Origin of the sequence: Streptomyces sp. NPDC088794 (assembly GCF_044750545.1) — a bacterium.
GTDB lineage: Bacteria > Actinomycetota > Actinomycetes > Streptomycetales > Streptomycetaceae > Streptomyces.
This window is the reverse complement of sequence record NZ_JBIVKB010000005.1, coordinates 440,320-454,504: the sequence shown is the minus strand read 5'-3', so window position 1 is coordinate 454,504 and position 14,185 is coordinate 440,320. Positions and strand designations below refer to the sequence as shown.

General features: G+C 68.3%; 24 protein-coding genes. 7 read left to right on the top strand and 17 right to left on the bottom strand.

Annotation, left to right across the window (positions count from 1 at the left end):
• Nucleotides 1-49: 49 nt before the first annotated feature.
• From ACIP6U_RS17640 to uraD, 5 genes are all read right to left on the bottom strand, one after another.
• Nucleotides 50-1,453 (bottom strand): nucleobase:cation symporter-2 family protein, encoded by a 1,404-nt coding sequence (locus ACIP6U_RS17640; RefSeq protein ID WP_401718130.1) that lies wholly within the window; start codon nt 1,451-1,453, stop codon nt 50-52.
• A gap of 225 nt (nt 1,454-1,678) precedes the next feature.
• The gene (locus ACIP6U_RS17635) at nt 1,679-3,052 is read right to left on the bottom strand and encodes an 8-oxoguanine deaminase (RefSeq protein WP_401718127.1); all 1,374 of its coding nucleotides are present in this window, start codon (nt 3,050-3,052) and stop codon (nt 1,679-1,681) included.
• 48 nt (nt 3,053-3,100) lie between these two features.
• Nucleotides 3,101-3,985 carry a factor-independent urate hydroxylase gene (pucL, locus tag ACIP6U_RS17630; RefSeq protein WP_401718125.1) on the bottom strand — a complete coding sequence of 295 codons (885 nt, stop codon included), beginning with the start codon at nt 3,983-3,985 and terminating at the stop codon, nt 3,101-3,103.
• A 2-nt stretch (nt 3,986-3,987) separates the two neighbouring features.
• Nucleotides 3,988-4,389: a hydroxyisourate hydrolase gene (gene uraH, locus ACIP6U_RS17625; protein WP_401718122.1), complete on the bottom strand. Its 402-nt coding sequence runs from the start codon at nt 4,387-4,389 to the stop codon at nt 3,988-3,990.
• On the bottom strand, nt 4,386-4,901 hold the full coding sequence (uraD, locus tag ACIP6U_RS17620) for a 2-oxo-4-hydroxy-4-carboxy-5-ureidoimidazoline decarboxylase (protein ID WP_401718119.1): 516 nt from the start codon (nt 4,899-4,901) through the stop codon (nt 4,386-4,388). The genes uraH and uraD overlap by 4 nt, the downstream gene beginning before the upstream one ends.
• Before the next feature lie 490 nt (nt 4,902-5,391).
• Here uraD and ACIP6U_RS17615 point away from each other — a divergent pair, with 490 nt between their 5' ends.
• Nucleotides 5,392-5,910, top strand: coding sequence for a helix-turn-helix transcriptional regulator (locus tag ACIP6U_RS17615; RefSeq protein WP_401718116.1), 519 nt, complete (start codon nt 5,392-5,394; stop codon nt 5,908-5,910).
• A gap of 249 nt (nt 5,911-6,159) precedes the next feature.
• Here the strand turns inward: ACIP6U_RS17615 and ACIP6U_RS17610 are convergent, their stop codons facing one another.
• Nucleotides 6,160-6,507 (bottom strand): DUF6415 family natural product biosynthesis protein, encoded by a 348-nt coding sequence (locus ACIP6U_RS17610; RefSeq protein ID WP_401718113.1) that lies wholly within the window; start codon nt 6,505-6,507, stop codon nt 6,160-6,162.
• A 163-nt stretch (nt 6,508-6,670) separates the two neighbouring features.
• Between ACIP6U_RS17610 and ACIP6U_RS17605 the strand changes: the two genes are divergently transcribed.
• The 3 genes from ACIP6U_RS17605 to ACIP6U_RS17595 all read left to right on the top strand — a co-directional run bounded on the left by ACIP6U_RS17605 (nt 6,671) and on the right by ACIP6U_RS17595 (nt 7,769).
• Complete coding sequence (locus ACIP6U_RS17605) at nt 6,671-6,919, top strand: winged helix-turn-helix domain-containing protein (protein WP_401718110.1); 249 nt, start codon at nt 6,671-6,673, stop codon at nt 6,917-6,919.
• 359 nt (nt 6,920-7,278) lie between these two features.
• Nucleotides 7,279-7,422, top strand: coding sequence for a hypothetical protein (locus tag ACIP6U_RS17600; RefSeq protein WP_401718107.1), 144 nt, complete (start codon nt 7,279-7,281; stop codon nt 7,420-7,422).
• Between the two features lie 143 nt (nt 7,423-7,565).
• Nucleotides 7,566-7,769: a hypothetical protein gene (locus ACIP6U_RS17595; protein WP_401718104.1), complete on the top strand. Its 204-nt coding sequence runs from the start codon at nt 7,566-7,568 to the stop codon at nt 7,767-7,769.
• A gap of 199 nt (nt 7,770-7,968) precedes the next feature.
• Here the strand turns inward: ACIP6U_RS17595 and ACIP6U_RS17590 are convergent, their stop codons facing one another.
• From ACIP6U_RS17590 to ACIP6U_RS17575, 4 genes are all read right to left on the bottom strand, one after another.
• Entirely contained in the window at nt 7,969-8,223 is a 255-nt protein-coding gene (locus tag ACIP6U_RS17590) for a hypothetical protein (RefSeq protein WP_401718102.1), read from the bottom strand.
• Nucleotides 8,223-8,663: a DUF6221 family protein gene (locus tag ACIP6U_RS17585; protein WP_401718099.1), complete on the bottom strand. Its 441-nt coding sequence runs from the start codon at nt 8,661-8,663 to the stop codon at nt 8,223-8,225. The genes ACIP6U_RS17590 and ACIP6U_RS17585 overlap by 1 nt, the downstream gene beginning before the upstream one ends.
• A gap of 102 nt (nt 8,664-8,765) precedes the next feature.
• The gene (locus tag ACIP6U_RS17580) at nt 8,766-9,053 is read right to left on the bottom strand and encodes a hypothetical protein (protein WP_401718097.1); all 288 of its coding nucleotides are present in this window, start codon (nt 9,051-9,053) and stop codon (nt 8,766-8,768) included.
• Nucleotides 9,050-9,241 carry a hypothetical protein gene (locus tag ACIP6U_RS17575; RefSeq protein WP_401718094.1) on the bottom strand — a complete coding sequence of 64 codons (192 nt, stop codon included), beginning with the start codon at nt 9,239-9,241 and terminating at the stop codon, nt 9,050-9,052. Before ACIP6U_RS17575 ends, ACIP6U_RS17580 begins: the two co-directional genes overlap by 4 nt.
• A gap of 45 nt (nt 9,242-9,286) precedes the next feature.
• On the opposite strand from ACIP6U_RS17575, the gene ACIP6U_RS17570 reads away from it, so the two are divergent.
• The 3 genes from ACIP6U_RS17570 (at nt 9,287) to ACIP6U_RS17560 (ending at nt 10,712) form a co-directional block, all read left to right on the top strand.
• Nucleotides 9,287-9,622: a DUF6233 domain-containing protein gene (locus ACIP6U_RS17570; RefSeq protein ID WP_401718091.1), complete on the top strand. Its 336-nt coding sequence runs from the start codon at nt 9,287-9,289 to the stop codon at nt 9,620-9,622.
• Nucleotides 9,619-9,978 (top strand): hypothetical protein, encoded by a 360-nt coding sequence (locus ACIP6U_RS17565; protein WP_401718088.1) that lies wholly within the window; start codon nt 9,619-9,621, stop codon nt 9,976-9,978. The genes ACIP6U_RS17570 and ACIP6U_RS17565 overlap by 4 nt, the downstream gene beginning before the upstream one ends.
• A gap of 245 nt (nt 9,979-10,223) precedes the next feature.
• Entirely contained in the window at nt 10,224-10,712 is a 489-nt protein-coding gene (locus ACIP6U_RS17560) for a hypothetical protein (RefSeq protein ID WP_401718085.1), read from the top strand.
• A gap of 75 nt (nt 10,713-10,787) precedes the next feature.
• On the opposite strand, the gene ACIP6U_RS17555 is transcribed toward ACIP6U_RS17560, so the two are convergent.
• The 7 genes from ACIP6U_RS17555 to ACIP6U_RS17525 all read right to left on the bottom strand — a co-directional run bounded on the left by ACIP6U_RS17555 (nt 10,788) and on the right by ACIP6U_RS17525 (nt 14,182).
• Nucleotides 10,788-10,949, bottom strand: a complete 162-nt coding sequence (locus ACIP6U_RS17555; RefSeq protein ID WP_401718082.1) for a hypothetical protein — start codon at nt 10,947-10,949, stop codon at nt 10,788-10,790.
• A gap of 14 nt (nt 10,950-10,963) precedes the next feature.
• Nucleotides 10,964-11,323, bottom strand: coding sequence for a hypothetical protein (locus tag ACIP6U_RS17550; RefSeq protein WP_401718079.1), 360 nt, complete (start codon nt 11,321-11,323; stop codon nt 10,964-10,966).
• Nucleotides 11,313-11,747 (bottom strand): hypothetical protein, encoded by a 435-nt coding sequence (locus tag ACIP6U_RS17545; RefSeq protein WP_401718076.1) that lies wholly within the window; start codon nt 11,745-11,747, stop codon nt 11,313-11,315. Before ACIP6U_RS17545 ends, ACIP6U_RS17550 begins: the two co-directional genes overlap by 11 nt.
• Complete coding sequence (locus ACIP6U_RS17540; RefSeq protein ID WP_401718073.1) at nt 11,748-12,089, bottom strand: hypothetical protein; 342 nt, start codon at nt 12,087-12,089, stop codon at nt 11,748-11,750.
• Nucleotides 12,086-12,664, bottom strand: coding sequence for a 3'-5' exoribonuclease domain-containing protein (locus ACIP6U_RS17535; protein ID WP_401718070.1), 579 nt, complete (start codon nt 12,662-12,664; stop codon nt 12,086-12,088). The genes ACIP6U_RS17540 and ACIP6U_RS17535 overlap by 4 nt, the downstream gene beginning before the upstream one ends.
• On the bottom strand, nt 12,661-13,518 hold the full coding sequence (locus ACIP6U_RS17530) for a peptidoglycan recognition family protein (RefSeq protein WP_401718067.1): 858 nt from the start codon (nt 13,516-13,518) through the stop codon (nt 12,661-12,663). Before ACIP6U_RS17530 ends, ACIP6U_RS17535 begins: the two co-directional genes overlap by 4 nt.
• Nucleotides 13,519-13,585: 67 nt before the next feature.
• A complete protein-coding gene (locus tag ACIP6U_RS17525; protein ID WP_401718064.1) occupies nt 13,586-14,182 on the bottom strand; it encodes a hypothetical protein in 597 nt (198 codons plus the stop codon).
• Nucleotides 14,183-14,185: the final 3 nt, after the last annotated feature.

The window sequence follows — 14,185 nt, the reverse complement described above, 5'->3', positions numbered from 1 at the left end:
AGACGCGCACTGAAGCGCCGCACCGACGCCCCGCGGTGACCCGCCGCGCTCAGTGCGCCGCCGCGATCTCCTCGCCCGCCTCCATCGGATGGGTCACGTCCTGTGCGTCCCGCTGCCTGCCCAGGTGGTTGAAGAGCAGGTTCAGTACGACGGCGGCCACGCAGCCCGTCGAGATGCCGGAGTCGAGGACGATCCGTACGGTCTCCGGGAAGGCGTGGTAGAAGTCCGGCGCCGTGATCGGGACGATGCCGACGGCCAGGGAGACGGCGACGATCAGGACGTTGTTGTCCTTGTCGAGGCCGGCCCGGACCAGGGTCTGGATGCCGCTCGCGGCGACCGAGCCGAAGAGGACGACACCGGCACCGCCGAGCACCGGGCGCGGTACGACCGCGATCAGCGAGGCAGCCATCGGGCACAGGCCCATCAGGACAAGGAAGGCACCGCCGGTCGCGACCACGAACCGGCTGCGGATGCGGGTCATCGCGACCAGGCCGATGTTCTGCGCGAAGGCGCTGCACATGAAGCCGTTGAAGAGGGGGCTGAGGGCCGAGCCGAGCGTGTCGGCGCGCAGGCCCGCGGCGATGGTCCGTTCGTCCGCCGGGCGTTCGACGATCTCGCCCAACGCCAGCATGTCCGCGGTGGATTCGGTCATCGAGACCACCATCACCACGATCATCGACACGATCGCGGCGAGCTGGAACTGCGGGGCCCCGAAGTGGAACGGCGTCGGGAAGCCCACCACGTCCGCGTCCGTCACCGGCCCGAAGTCCGTGACGCCGAACGGGATCGCGACCAGCGTGCCCGCGACCAGGCCGAGCAGCACGGCGATCTGCTTGACGAAACCGGTGGTGAAGCGGCGCAGGAGCAGCACGATGAGCAGGGTCAGGCCCGCCAGGCCCAGGAACTTCGTCGAACCGTAGTCGTCCGCCGCGGGGTTGGGTCCCTGCGCCCAGCCGAAGGCGACGGGCAGCAGGGACACGCCGATGAGCGTGATCACCGTGCCGGTGACCACCGGCGGGAAGAAGCGGATCGCCTTGCTGAAGAAGGGCGCCGCTATGAAGCCCAGCACGCCCGCCACCATGACCGCGCCGAAGATGATCGGCAACGCGTCGGACTTGTCCTCGGTGGAGGCGACGATCGCGGTCATCGGGGCGACACCCGCGAAGGTGACGCCGTTGACGAACGGCAGCCGGGCGCCGATCTTCCAGATGCCCAGCGTCTGGAGGAAGGTGGCGAGTCCCGCGGTGAAGAGACAGGCGCCGGTGAGGAAGGTCAGTTCGGTGGCGGAGAGGCCGATGGCCGCCCCTACGATGAGCGGCGGGGCGACGACTCCCGCGTACATGGCGGCCACGTGTTGCAGGCCCGTGGTGGCCATCTTGAGTGCGGGGAGTTTCTCGTCGACCGGATGGACGACGGGTCGGGTCACGGCATCGGTGACGGGTCGGGTGGTCACGGCGGCTCCTCCGTGCGGGTAACACGTCGGCTCTGACGTGGGTTTCAGGAGGTGATGCGCGGTCGTGCGGGACCGGGGGACGGAACCCAACAAAAGGGATGGGCAGGGCCGTTCCGGGGCGCACAAAGTGCATGCACGCCCCGGCCACGGCCACCGGACGAGGGCCGTCCCCCTCGACCGGAGATCTTGAACAACGGCCCGCCGACCGGTCGGCCGGCCAACCGGTCAGCCCCGCGCGGCGATCCGCGCCAGGCGCTGGGCCTCTTCCCGCGTGGAGCGGGCGATGGCGTCCTCGTCGACATGCAACAGGCGGCCCGCCTCGACGATCTGACGGCCGTTCACGAACGACGCGGTGACCGGGGCCGCCGCGCCGAAGACCAGCGCGGTCACCGGATCGGCGATGGACGCGTGGGCGAGGGTGTCCAGCTTCCACAGCACCAGGTCGGCCAGCTTGCCGGGTTCGAGCGAGCCGATCTCCGCGGCGCGACCCAGGACTTGGGCACCGCCGTAGGTCCCGAGGCGCAGCGCTTGGCGGGCGTTGAGGGCGGCCTCGCGGTGGGCGCCGAGACGGTTGATCAGGAGGGCGTTGCGCAGTTCGGTGTGGAGTTCGCCGGACTCGTTCGAGGCGGTGCCGTCGACACCGAGACCGACCGGGACGCCGGCGGCGAGCATGTCGGGGACGCGGGCGATACCGGCCGCGAGCCGGGCGTTGGACGAGGGACAGTGGGCGACACCGGTCTTCGTGCGGGCGAAGGCGGCGATGTCGGAGTCGTTCATGTGGACGCAGTGCGCCATCCACACGTCCTCGCCGAGCCAGCCGGTGGACTCGAAGTAGTCGGTCGGACCCATGCCGAACAGCTCCTTGCAGAACTGCTCCTCCTCGACCGTCTCCGAGCCGTGCGTGTGCAGCCGTACGCCGAGCCGGCGGGCCAACTCGGCGCCCTCACGCATGAGTTCGGTGGAGACGGAGAACGGCGAGCAGGGCGCCACGGCGACCTGGGTCATCGCGTCGAAGGAGGCGTCGTGGTGCTCCCGTACCGTCGCCTCGGTCGCGGCGAGGGCACCCTCCAGGGTCTCCACGGCGAAGTCCGGCGGCAGCCCGCCGTCCTTCTCGCTGCGGTCCATGGAGCCGCGGGCCAGCGTGAAGCGGACGCCCATCTCGCGGGCGGCCCCGATGATGGCGCCGGAGAGGTCGCCGGAGCCCTCGGGGAAGACGTAGTGGTGGTCCAGCGCGGTGGTGACACCGCCGCGGGCCATCGTCGCGAGGGAACCCTGCGCGGCGGCGCGGACCATGGGCTCGTCGATGCGCGCCCAGGTCGGGTACAGCGCGACGAGCCAGTTGAAGAGGTTGTGGTCGGTGGCCAGCCCCCGGGTGATCCACTGGTAGAAGTGGTGGTGCGTGTTGACCAGGCCGGGGGTGACCAGGTGACCGGTCGCGTCGATGCGCCGGACCACGTCCGTGAGCCCCTCGGGCGCCTTGCCCGCGCCGAGCGACTCGATACGGTTGCCGGCGATGACCACGTACCCGGTGGCGTACTCGGTGTCGGCGGCGTCGACCGTCGCGATCGAACAGTTCTCGATGACGACGCGCTGAACCATCGTTACCATCGTTCGTCTCAACTTCCTTGATTCTGGGCCGGGTTCGCGTCAGAGGTTGGTGAGATCCGCCGGGATCCGCGGCTCGACGCCGTCCCGCAGGACCGTCGCCTCGATCAGGCCGTAGGGCCGGTCGGCGGCGTAGTACACCTCGTTGTCGTTCTTGAGCCCGAACGGCGCCAAGTCCACAAGGAAATGGTGCTTGTTGGGGAGCGAGAAGCGGACCTCGTCGATCTCGTCACGGTTGTCGATGATCCGCGAACCCATCTGGTACAGGGTCTGCTGGAGCGAGAGCGAGTACGTCTCGGCGAAGGCCCGGAGCATGTGCTGCCTGGTCTGCTCGTAGGACTGCTCCCAGTCCGGCATCTCCTGTGCGTCGTCGGACCAGTTGAAGCGCCAGCGCCCGGACACCTCGGTCGCCAGGATCCGGTCGTACGCCTCGGGCAGTGTCGTGTACTTGTCCTTGACGTAGCCCCAGAACTCGGAGTCGGTCGAGTTGAGCACCGTCAGGTCCTTGAGCCCGGAGACGACTTCCCAGCTCCGGCCGTCGTAGGTGATCTGGGTGAGCCGGGTCTCCTGGCCCTTGCGGACGAAGGAGTGACCTCCCACCGTGCGCTCCCAGGCGTACTCCTCGATGCGGATGCGCGCGGTCCTGATCGGCTCCTGGCTGGTCACGAAGTGCCGGGCCAGGTGGATGCCGAACTGCTCGGCGGACTCGATGCCGTGCTCCTTGGCGAACGCGTACACCGTGTTCTTGGTGGTGTCGGTCGGCAGCACGTTGGCGTTCGAGCCGGAGTAGTGGACCTCGTCCATGTCGCCGCTCAGCGACACGGACACGTTGAGGTCCTTGATGTGATGGGTGGCACCGTCCCGCGTGATCTTGACGACTCGGTTCTCGGCCTTGCCGTACTGGTTCTGTCCCAGGATGGTGGGCATAGCTAGCTCCCTCGATATACGGAGTAGCCGAACGGGTTGAGCAGCAGCGGTACGTGGTAGTGCTCGCCGGGCTGTACGGCGAAGGTGATCGCCACTTCCGGGAAGAACACTCCGGTGCTCGCACCGCTGTCCCGATTCGCGGGGGCGTCCTGCTGCGCATCGGCTTGCTTCTTTTCGAAATACGGCTCCACGGCGAAGTCGAGCCGTACGTGTGTGGTTCCTTCCGGCGGCGCCGGCAGGTCCTTGCACCGCCCGTCCGCGTCGGTCGCGGAGCCACCCAGCGGCTGCCACTCCCCCAACAGGCCGCTGCGCGCGGCGAGTTGGACGGCGACGCCCTCGGCGGGGCGGCCGACGGAGGTGTCCAGGATGTGGGTGGACACGGAGGCGGTGGTGCTCGTGCTCATGCCTGCTCTTCCTGTACGAGGTTGCCGAGCCGGATGCGGTTGATCTTGCCGAGTTCGACGCGGACGATCTCGCGCTCCTGCTCGGGCGAGTTCCCGATCCGCTCCTTGACCGCGTCCCGCATCTGCTCGCCGGTCCGGCCGGTGGCGCAGATGAGGAAGACATGACCGAACCGCTCCTGGTAGGCCAGGTTCAGTTCCAGCATCTCCGCCTTGAGCTCCTCGGAGGCGCCCGCCATGCCGCGCTGTTCCCGGCTGGAGGTCGGGTCGCCGGGCTTGGGGCGTCCGATCGGCGGGTGTCCGGCCATCGCCTCGGCAAGATCCTCGGCGGTCAGGTCCGCCATCGCCGCGTCGCTCGCGGCGTACAGGTCCTCGGGGCCGGCATACGGACGGGCGGCCGACAGCCGCTTCGCCCACGCCGTGGAGGCGCACGCCTCGAGGAGGACGGCGAACGCCGCGTGCTCCTCAAGAACGTTGAACCGGGCGAGGTCCGGCGGCGTGGAAGTCGAAGTCACCGGAGCCTCCGTGGCTGAGTGCTGAACGGGCTGGCTGTAGCTAACGCCCTCGCCACCACCACGTCAACACTTTGTTGAAAATTCCGGGTAACAAAGCCCCGGAGTCACCTGGCGGCCCAGGTCAGGAGTCCTTCTCCCGGTTCAGGTAGTTGTAGACGGTGTAGTCATTGATCAACAAGGCGCACATATACGCAGCTCAACGTCCACATGGAGAAGCTGGATACCCTCTCGCGCGTCGACGCGGAAGGCCAAAAATCCACATCCCGTCCACAACCTCGCGCCGTGAGGGTTAATCCAATGGAGTGAGGGTGCCGCAGGCCCAGTTCCCACGCGGCAGTCACTGACCTACCCTGTCGATCACCTGGGGAGGGGCTTGCTTCGGCGGCCCCCTCGATGCACCCCCACGCGAGGACCGGTGGGGAAAAGGTAGGTGGGGCTTCGGCCCTGCCGGTGGAGCCTTGACTCCACTGGGCGCGCCCCCCGTCGCTAAGTGACGGGGGGCGTCGTGCTGACAGTAGAGCGCCCCGACTCGAAAAGAGATCGGGGCGTTCTACTTCTGACTCGCGTTCAAGCCTGGGCGGCGACCGGCGGATGCACCTACGCACGGTCGCCGCCCTCGTCCGTCGCGCCGGAGGGTGGCCGAAGCGGCGACGGACGGGTGGCCGCCGCAGGGTCTGGGCGCCGGCCAAGTCTCTCTCATTCAAGATCGAAAAATGTATGCCCTCATAGGCTGACTCATGATCGTCGCGGGCTGAGCGTTTGTCGAGTGCCCCGCGAACCAGAGCCCGACTGGATCATCCAAAGACGTCGCGTAATCGGCGACCGCGTCCGCGTCGGCCGGGAGCATGCCAACCTCAGTCAGGAGCAACTCGGTCACCGATCCGGCGTTACCCGCCTCACCGTCCAGCGCATCGAATCCGGGGCAACCGATGCCCGGATCGGCTGGCTACTGCGGATCGCCAGAGTTCTTGACACACCGTTGGCCGACCTCCTCGGGGATCGCCCCTGACCGCCCCGCTGGCTCCACCCTGCGGGACGGACGGGAAGCTGTTGTTGAGCGCACCGTGCATGCCTAGACATGCAGTAAACGGCGGACGTCGCCAATCACGGAAGGTGCCCGCTGCATATACCTGTGCGGATGATGTACGCCCCGTGTGAATGTGTAACCACCCGCTCACCCTCTGGCCACAGCCGCACGGGTCAGTCACCCCGATTCCCCCGCGAACCCGGCCGCCGCACCGTCCACGACGGCCGGGAGTCAGCGGGCCTCGCGTATGCAGTCCCGCAGCATCTGGCAGTGCCGGCCAAGCTCCGCCACATGCATGGCGGCAGACAACAGGCCGGCACCCATGTCTTCGGCGAGGAGGGGTCCGGTGTCGGCGAGGAGCCGATCGCACCGGTACCAGTCGCGGCTGCGCGCCGGCATCTGATCGCGTCGCCGCCTTACCTCGTCGGCGAGTTCCTTTATGGCGGCGCGTAGTTGCTCGTTGAGGCGGCGGCAGTCGTCGATGGTGGGGAGGATGCCGGTGGCGGCGTAGGCCTCGGAGATGAGCTCGTCGAGTTTGTGTTGCTGCGTTGCGCTGTGGTGCTCCGTACTGTGGGCCATTGGTCGACGGTCCTGTCGTCGGCTGCCTCGGGGCTGCTGGGCCGCGGCCCCGGGGCGCTAGTCGGGTCGTGAAATTGCACGATACCCCTGCGGGATAGGTGGTATAGCCCGTCTAGGTCGACTCGTCTCGCGTGTCTGGCTAAGCCCACCTAGCGTCTGGATCATGAAGTGGGAGCCGGATGTGCCGCGCTGGCGGCAGGTGTACGCCGTCATGTCGGAGCGGATCGTCGACGGCACCTACGAGCCCGGCGGCCGACTCCCGTCCGCGATGGCGATCTGCGACGAGTTCGGGATCAGCCAGGTGACCGCGAAACGCGTGTTGACGGAGCTGCGCAAGGCGGGCCTCGCGGAGATGCAGCCGGGCATCGGCACGTTCGTGACTGAGCTGCCGAAACCGCCCACGACGAGCTGACTCAACGGCAGTCGGAGCACGGGTACTTCCCGCACAAGCCGTGGTCCCGGCGGACGGCCCTGTCGATAGCGGGCGAGATGGAGTACGTGACGGCGCTGGCAGTGGCGCAGCAGTCATCGCCACAGAAGGGCTCACGGCCCGGCTCTGGACTCCATACGGTGGGCGGCTCATTCCAGATAGAGAGTCCGCACAGGGCGCAGTTCAGGGGCGGCTTGGGCATCGTCTACTCCGTTCGTCGTGGGCTTCACCTAGGACAGACGACACAACTCCTGTAGTCCGCAGTCAGACCGTCGCCCTAGACTTTGACCATGCCCCCCACTCCCCCTTGCCCGGGTCCCGCGCGGCCTACGGCTGCCGAGTTGAACGAACGCATCCGCGCGTTCTGGACCGGCCCGGGAGGTCATCCGGCGGTGGGGCTGACCGATGCGCAGCGGGAAGAGTACGGGCAGCTGCTGGCGACGCTGCGGGAGGTTGAACGCGGAGACGTGACCGAGGCGGCGTAGGGACTGTGCCGGATTCCCCATCCCTGGGGAGACGCCACACTCGCGCGCCGCTACTGTCGTGTCGTTGACGCTGAACCTGGCCGGTCCAGCAGCCCCCGGGGTGGTGCCCGGGGGCGCTCTCATGCCCGACGTAGGATCCCCCGGTGACCATCGACCTGCCTGAGAACCTGATCGCGCTGGAACGTTCCGCCTGGGAGGAGATCCAGGCCGGTACGCTCACCGTCGACACCGCAGCCGCCGTACAAGCCGCCGTCAGCGAGTACGCGGTCGCCGCCGGGATCGGCAGGTACGAGGCAGAGATGGCGCTGAAGAAGGCCGTGCGGCACCCGGAGCCTGCCAAGGGCTAGCCGCCAGGCAGCAGGAACTCGCGCGACGCTTGATCCCTGGCCGAGATGAATTCCCTCACCGTCTCCCTAGAAGCGGGGGTGCCGTTGATGAACCAGTCGACGCGCCGATCCCAGTCCACCCGCCGCACAGATTCGCCATCGCCCCAAGTAACCTGCGAGTCGCCCAAGGGGTGCCCGGGGAACAGTCGAGCGAGAAGCCTCATAGCCGCCTCCCCTGGTTGATGCGGTCGATGAAGCCGGGCGGAAACCGGCCCTCCTTCGCCGATGACGGCTCCCCCTGGCGTCGCATGCGCTTCGCGTCGGCGGTCATCCCGAGCGCCTCCGCCTCATCCGGATCATCAATCCGGCGGCCCGGCGACAGCATCATCAGACGCTCACCCGGGCGCGGGCGGTAGACGGGCATCTCGCCACCCTGGGCGTAGCCACGGAAGAAGCAGCGGAGCAAGCGGCGCATCACGGCCGCCAGTCCTCACGGAAGCCGGGACGGTCCGCGTAGGCCAGAGCGAGCAGGCGCAGAGTCTGCTCCAACCGGGCGGCGACACCAGTGGTGAACGTGTCGTGGTGGTCATGGATGCCCTTGGCGAAGGCGAGCAGATCCCGCTTGCTGTCGATCTCCCGCAGGACCCGTGCCGGATCGTGCCCGGCGATGAACGCCGCGTCCTTCATGCCCTGAATGTTGCTCGCCGGACCGGTCGATGCGACGGCTCCCGTGAAAGGGTGCGGGCCGCCGTAGCCCACGAACTCCTCGCCCTGTCGCAGGTCGTACTTCTCGAACGCCTCCGGGCCGAGCCACTGCTTGCCGGGGTTGTGCCACCAGGGGCCGGGGGTCGCGGCCTTCGCGATCCGCTCGTCCTCACCGAGCTGCTCACCCAGCCATTCGATCAGCCTGTCCACTGCGCCTCCCAGATAGCAGCACGCCCCGCCCGGGGTTCCACGTCGGGCGAGGCGGTAGCAGCATCCCCGACTTGATCGCAACGGATGCTTGGTGCGGTCACCCTATCCATCGGCACCGACAACGCCGGGGCGCGACGACAAGCGGTACTCGCCGACGGGAGGCCGCTGCGCCTCCGGGTCGATGATGTCGGGGATCTCGTCGACCCACCACGGCATGTCAGCCCGCTCCTCGATCCACGCCCTCTGTCGATCGGCAAGTTCGTGAGCGTAGCCGTGCATCAGAGTCGTCGCCTCCTCCTCGCTCACGCCGGCAGCGAGAAGGCGGTGCCACAGATTCATCGACGGCGAACGCGGATCCAAGGTCATGCCGCCACGATCCCAGACGGTCACGCCTTCTCGGGCCACTCCGTCAACGTCTCGCCGGTCGTCTCGTCGACGAGGGTGATGTGGAAGCCGGGCCGGCCGTAGACGCCGATCCAGCGGCCGTGCTTGCTGCGGGCTACCGTCTCGTCCGCCCACCAGCCGTGCATGGCGGGCCGGCCGTCGGCGGTCAAGGTGAGGTGGTAGCGGTCAGGCACACCCCTAGGATGCCAGCCGCCTCCAACACCCATACACTCGAACACATGTCCGAGCTTTCGCCCTTCGAGCGCCTCGCCAAACTGCGGGCCTTGGAGGAGTGGCTGGACTGGCAGCTCCGGGACACGCGGCGGAAGATCGAGCAAGTCGCAGAGCAGGCGCGCACCACGCACGGCTACGTCACCGAACAGGAACGTCACGCCGGAAATGGAGTCGGCGTCACCATCCACATCGCCGACTGCCCACGCATCGGCCAGGCCGTCACCGCCATCAGCGATACGGACGCCCGGCAGGCCCTCACCCGCGACCCGACCTTCATGCATCCCTGCGCGCACTGCCGGCCCGACATCGCACTCGGGACCGCGAAAGCCGGCGACTCATGAGCGACAACATCCCGGACGCGATCCAGCAGCAGCCCTGGCAGCCCAGCGACGGCCCCAAGCCCGCCGTCCACGTCTACCCACACCGGAACCTCCCCGCCCTCGACATCCGCATCAACGGCACATGGCACCCCGCACGCGCCATCGCCCGGCAACACTGGGGCGACGGCACCTTCGTCTACCAAGTCGACGTCGCACCACAACCCGGCTACACCATCCACCGCACCTACCGGTGGCCCCAACCCGGACTCCGCCGCGCACCCCACCGCGACAGCCCTGTCAGCCCCGTCGGCGAAGATGAACCCATGACCACCACCATGCAGAACTACGGCCTCACCTGGACCGACCCCGACGAGTGAGCGGTCCCCGCCTGTCGTTACCAGGCGGGGACCTCCCCGAACGATAGCCGCACAACGAAGCCCCACCCTCCGAAGAGGGTGGGGCTTCTTCGCGGAGGGCCGTTGCCCGTCGGCTCCGGCCCTCCTGTCCACTCGCCGCGTCACGCGCCGGGCCGTGGATGCGTCCGGCGCACGGGCTTCTCAGGCCGGCGGCTGCCGCCAGGGTACGACGACGTGGCCTGGTCCGGCCGCGCTACCGTCGTGGCATGACGACTGCAGCGCCCGTGTCCGTGGAATGGATTCGCCTCACGATCGGTGGTGAGGAGATCGAGCTCGCTCGGTCGCCGGGTATCGAGCCGCGCCTGCTCGTCGACCCGGTCGAATACGACGGCTACCTGGATCCGCTGACTCGCGGCCCCGATCCGAAGATGCGGTTCACCGTCGACCTGGTGCTGACCGATACTGACGAGGACCCTGGGTGGGTAGCGCAGCGCTGCGAGGCGGAAGCCCGGCGTGTAGCCGAGAGCCTCGGCGCACCTCTGCCAACCCTCGGTTCGCGGCGAGACTTCTCCCTGGAAGCGGGGCTCGGCGGTGAAGGTCTGCCGTACAACCGGGTGTCCGCCCCGCGGCTCGTCCTCAACCCTGGCATGCCGCACACAATCGAAGAGGGTGGCGAAGTCGCGGTGCGAGTGTTCACTGCGACCGCGCTGGCCGACGACCGCGGCACCAAATACCAGATGCGGCTTGTCGACTGACCGCCTCAACACGAAGCCGCCCCCGCTCCCCCGCCGCCGAATGGCAGCGAGAAGAGCGGGGGCGTCGTCGTGCGGTCACCGGTCGGCGGGCGCCGGCGGTAGGTCGGGTTCGAGGAGCGGGTCGGCCGCCGGCGCGGGCATGGGTTGCTCGTCGAGCCGGCCCATGCGTTCCAGCGAGCCGGCGTCGGCCGCCGTGGTGTCACGGCGGGGTTCGCGTGCCACGGGCGGTTCAGGCATTCGCACTCCAGTTCTCACACGTCGATAGAGTCGAGGTATGGGCGGGCCCGATCCGGGATGGGCCGCGGGATGGGCGGCTTCAGCCCGGCGGTGCGGATGGTGTGGACAAGACTGCGCCGGTCCACGACCAGCCACGAGATCGCCGCACCCTGTCCGGTGATCTGCTCCTGCTGTCCGGTGATCTGGGCCTGCTGGCTGACGATGTCTTCCTTGAGATCGTCGATGCGTTCGTTGAGCGCGACCTTGACTGTGGTGAAGTCGTCCCGCCGTTCCTGCGGCTTCGTCCGCTTCGCTGAGCGTGCGGCCCAGGCCGCCAGGCCGCCAGTCGCAACCGTCCCCAGGATCGAGGCGATGGTGTTGACGTCAGGAGTCATACGGAGGCTCTTCTCTCTTGGGCCTCGGAGGCTCCCCCCACCCGGCCACCACCATGATTCCGATCGCGAGTCCGCCGTACAGGGCTGAGGCGACCCACCCGCGTGGAAAGTCCCCCTGCCCCCACGCTGCCAAGTAGGAGACGATCCACGGCAGCACGATCAGGGACAGGGCGAAGAACCCGAACCTGTCGCTGCCCTGCCGCATCCACGCTGACGCGATCGCCACCAGCCCGGCTGTGATCCACAGCCAGCCCCACACCTCCAACGGCACCTTGTTCAGCAGCAGGTGCAGGCCTCGCTGGTCCGGTTGCGGCGAAGTGATCTGGCCGTAGCCGATCAGCGCCCACACGGTGCCGAACGCCAGCAGGAACGCGCCCCTCCGGCCGAGGGTCCGGGCCAGGCGCCGGACTGTACGACACACCACTCAGGCCGCCGGGGCGCCGGGCTTGGCGGGCGACACCTGTCCGCGGGTGATGAACATGATGACGGCGAGCACCAGACCGTTGATGGCGGCTGTCGTGGTTGGTGCCACGTCGTAGCCGAACGCGGCGACCGCGGAAGCGACGGTGGCGACGAGCGTGGTGAAGGCCTGCACGGCGATCGGCCGGGTCATCGCTGCGGCGATGGCGCCGAGAACGGCGGACATGCCTGCGACGAGCCAGCCCGCCTGGTTCTCGGTGAGGCCGACGTTGAAGGTGACGACGAGTCCGAGGATGCCGGAGAGACTGTTCAGGAACAGCACCGGATCACGCCCGAAGATCTTCATGACGTTCTCGCTTCCTGTTCGGCGAGCCAGCGCCGGACGGTCTGGTTGTGGCGGGCGTCCGCGAGCGCGTTGTGCTCGGCGCCCTCCTGCTTCGGGAGCTGGTCCCAGCCGATGCCGAGACGGCGGGCTTCCTGCTGAATGTCGTTGGTGAACATGGGGACACCCTCGGGGAGATCGATCATGCGGCCCCACAGTTGAGCGAGGCAGACATGGTCGTAGGCGCCATAGTTCGCCCACAGCTCCACGTCATCGGTGGCGCGAACGAACTCGGCGACCTCGGAAGCGATCTGTTCGATGGGCTTCACGGCCGGGTCGAGGTAGTTGAACAACCACCGCCCCGGCATGTGGAGCCGCCAGTCCCCGTGCGGCTGCGGCAGGTTGGGGATGACGTTCTCCATCAGCCACTCGTGCTTGCGCACCCGTCGCCGGAGGCGCCGACCCTTCCAACCCTGCGCGGCAAGCCGAGCATTGACGGCGTAGTAGGTGCGGCCGTCGTCGGACACCATGCCGACCGAGATCGGCTCGATGGTCCGGCCGTCCTCCAGAAACTCCCAGTCGTAGTCGAGACCAGTCACTTACCCTCCGGCCCGCTCACATCGACAGACACCTTGACGACCGCGTCAGCGATCGCCTTCTGGACTGCTGCGACGACCTGGGCGGTGTCGACGTCGGAGCCGATGAGCTGCGCAAGCTTGGTGATCGCCGCGGTCTGCGCCGCCTCCGCGGCGGTGTTGGCGCGGACGCGGGCCTGAATGTCGCGCAAGACGCTCAGGGCCTGCCAGTTCGGGTTGGTCTTGATGTCAGCAGCGTCGGCCGGGGCCGGGATGCCGTCCCACTTCCAGACCGAGTCGAAGACATCCTGCTTGGTCATGCCCGCCATGGGGTCCTCCTGGGGTGTGGTGGTCTTCGGCGGCTCGGAGGTGCCTGCTGGGCGGGGAGCCCCCTTCTGTACCCACGCATACAGCGGCCCGCCAGGGCAGGCGGTGGCGTAGCCGTCGCGGTGGCCCTTGATCTCGGTTCCGGCACCGTGCTTGCGCAGCAGTTCGATGCCGTCGCGGATCGCCCCGAGCATGGCGTCCGTCGGCTCGGTCAGACCCTCGCTGCCGACGAGGCCGACGATCGCGTAGTGCGCGGTGTTCAACGGCTGGTTGCCGTTCGCGCCGGTGCGCTTGCCTAGGCCGCGGCCCTCAAGGAGGTAGCCGTGCGGGCAGGCGCCGTAGTTGTAGGCAATGTCCGAGTAGCCCTCAGCCGTGTTCGCCAGGTGCGATTTGCGGATGGCCTTCCACTCGGCGATGCAGGCGCCGTGGTCGGACAGCAGCTTCGTCGAGACGGGGCTGCCCTCGTAGTGGACCTTGACGCCTTTCGTGGACATCTGTGTCGGCGCGGCCGATGCGGGCCAGCCCAGTTGTGCTCTGGTGACGAGCTTCAAGACGACCCCCTTTCTGGGCATGAGGAACGCCCCGGCCAACGGCGCGGGGCGGACAGCAAGGCGGAGGTCAGGTGGTCTTGATGAACACGACGTGCAGGCGCAGGGCGCTGCCGTTGCTGATGTCGCCGGTGGCGGAGCGCAGCGTGCAGATGCCGTCGGTGCCGACCACGAAACCGCCGCCGGCGACACCCGAGTCCCAGTCGCCGTTGATGGTCTGGTGGGTGGGCCGCCACCCGGCCGGAAGGGTGCAGCATGCGGTGTCGACGACGTTGCCGTTCGACTCGTTGAGGGTGGCGCCGGTGCGCGTGATGTAGGCGTCGATGGCGATGACTCGGCCCTCGCGGTAACCGGCGAAGGCGTTGACGGAGAATCCGCTGGCCGCCGAGAGTCCGCTGGCCGTGCTGGTCAGGGTCTGCGGCGGGGTCACCCACGCCGCGCCGTCGTACACCTCGAAGCGGTTCACATCGAGCAGGTAGCAGGCCATGCCCTCCACGGGCGCGGTGGCGCCGGCGAGTGCGGCGCCCCGGGCGGAGGCGGACGCGAAGCGCATCACGCCGCGCGGTATGACGCCGTCCGCCAGGGTTTTGATGGCGTCCGGGATCGATGGGGCATCGGTCATCGCCCACAGGCCGATGTTCTGCCCGTAGGCGTCCGTGGTGGTCACCGC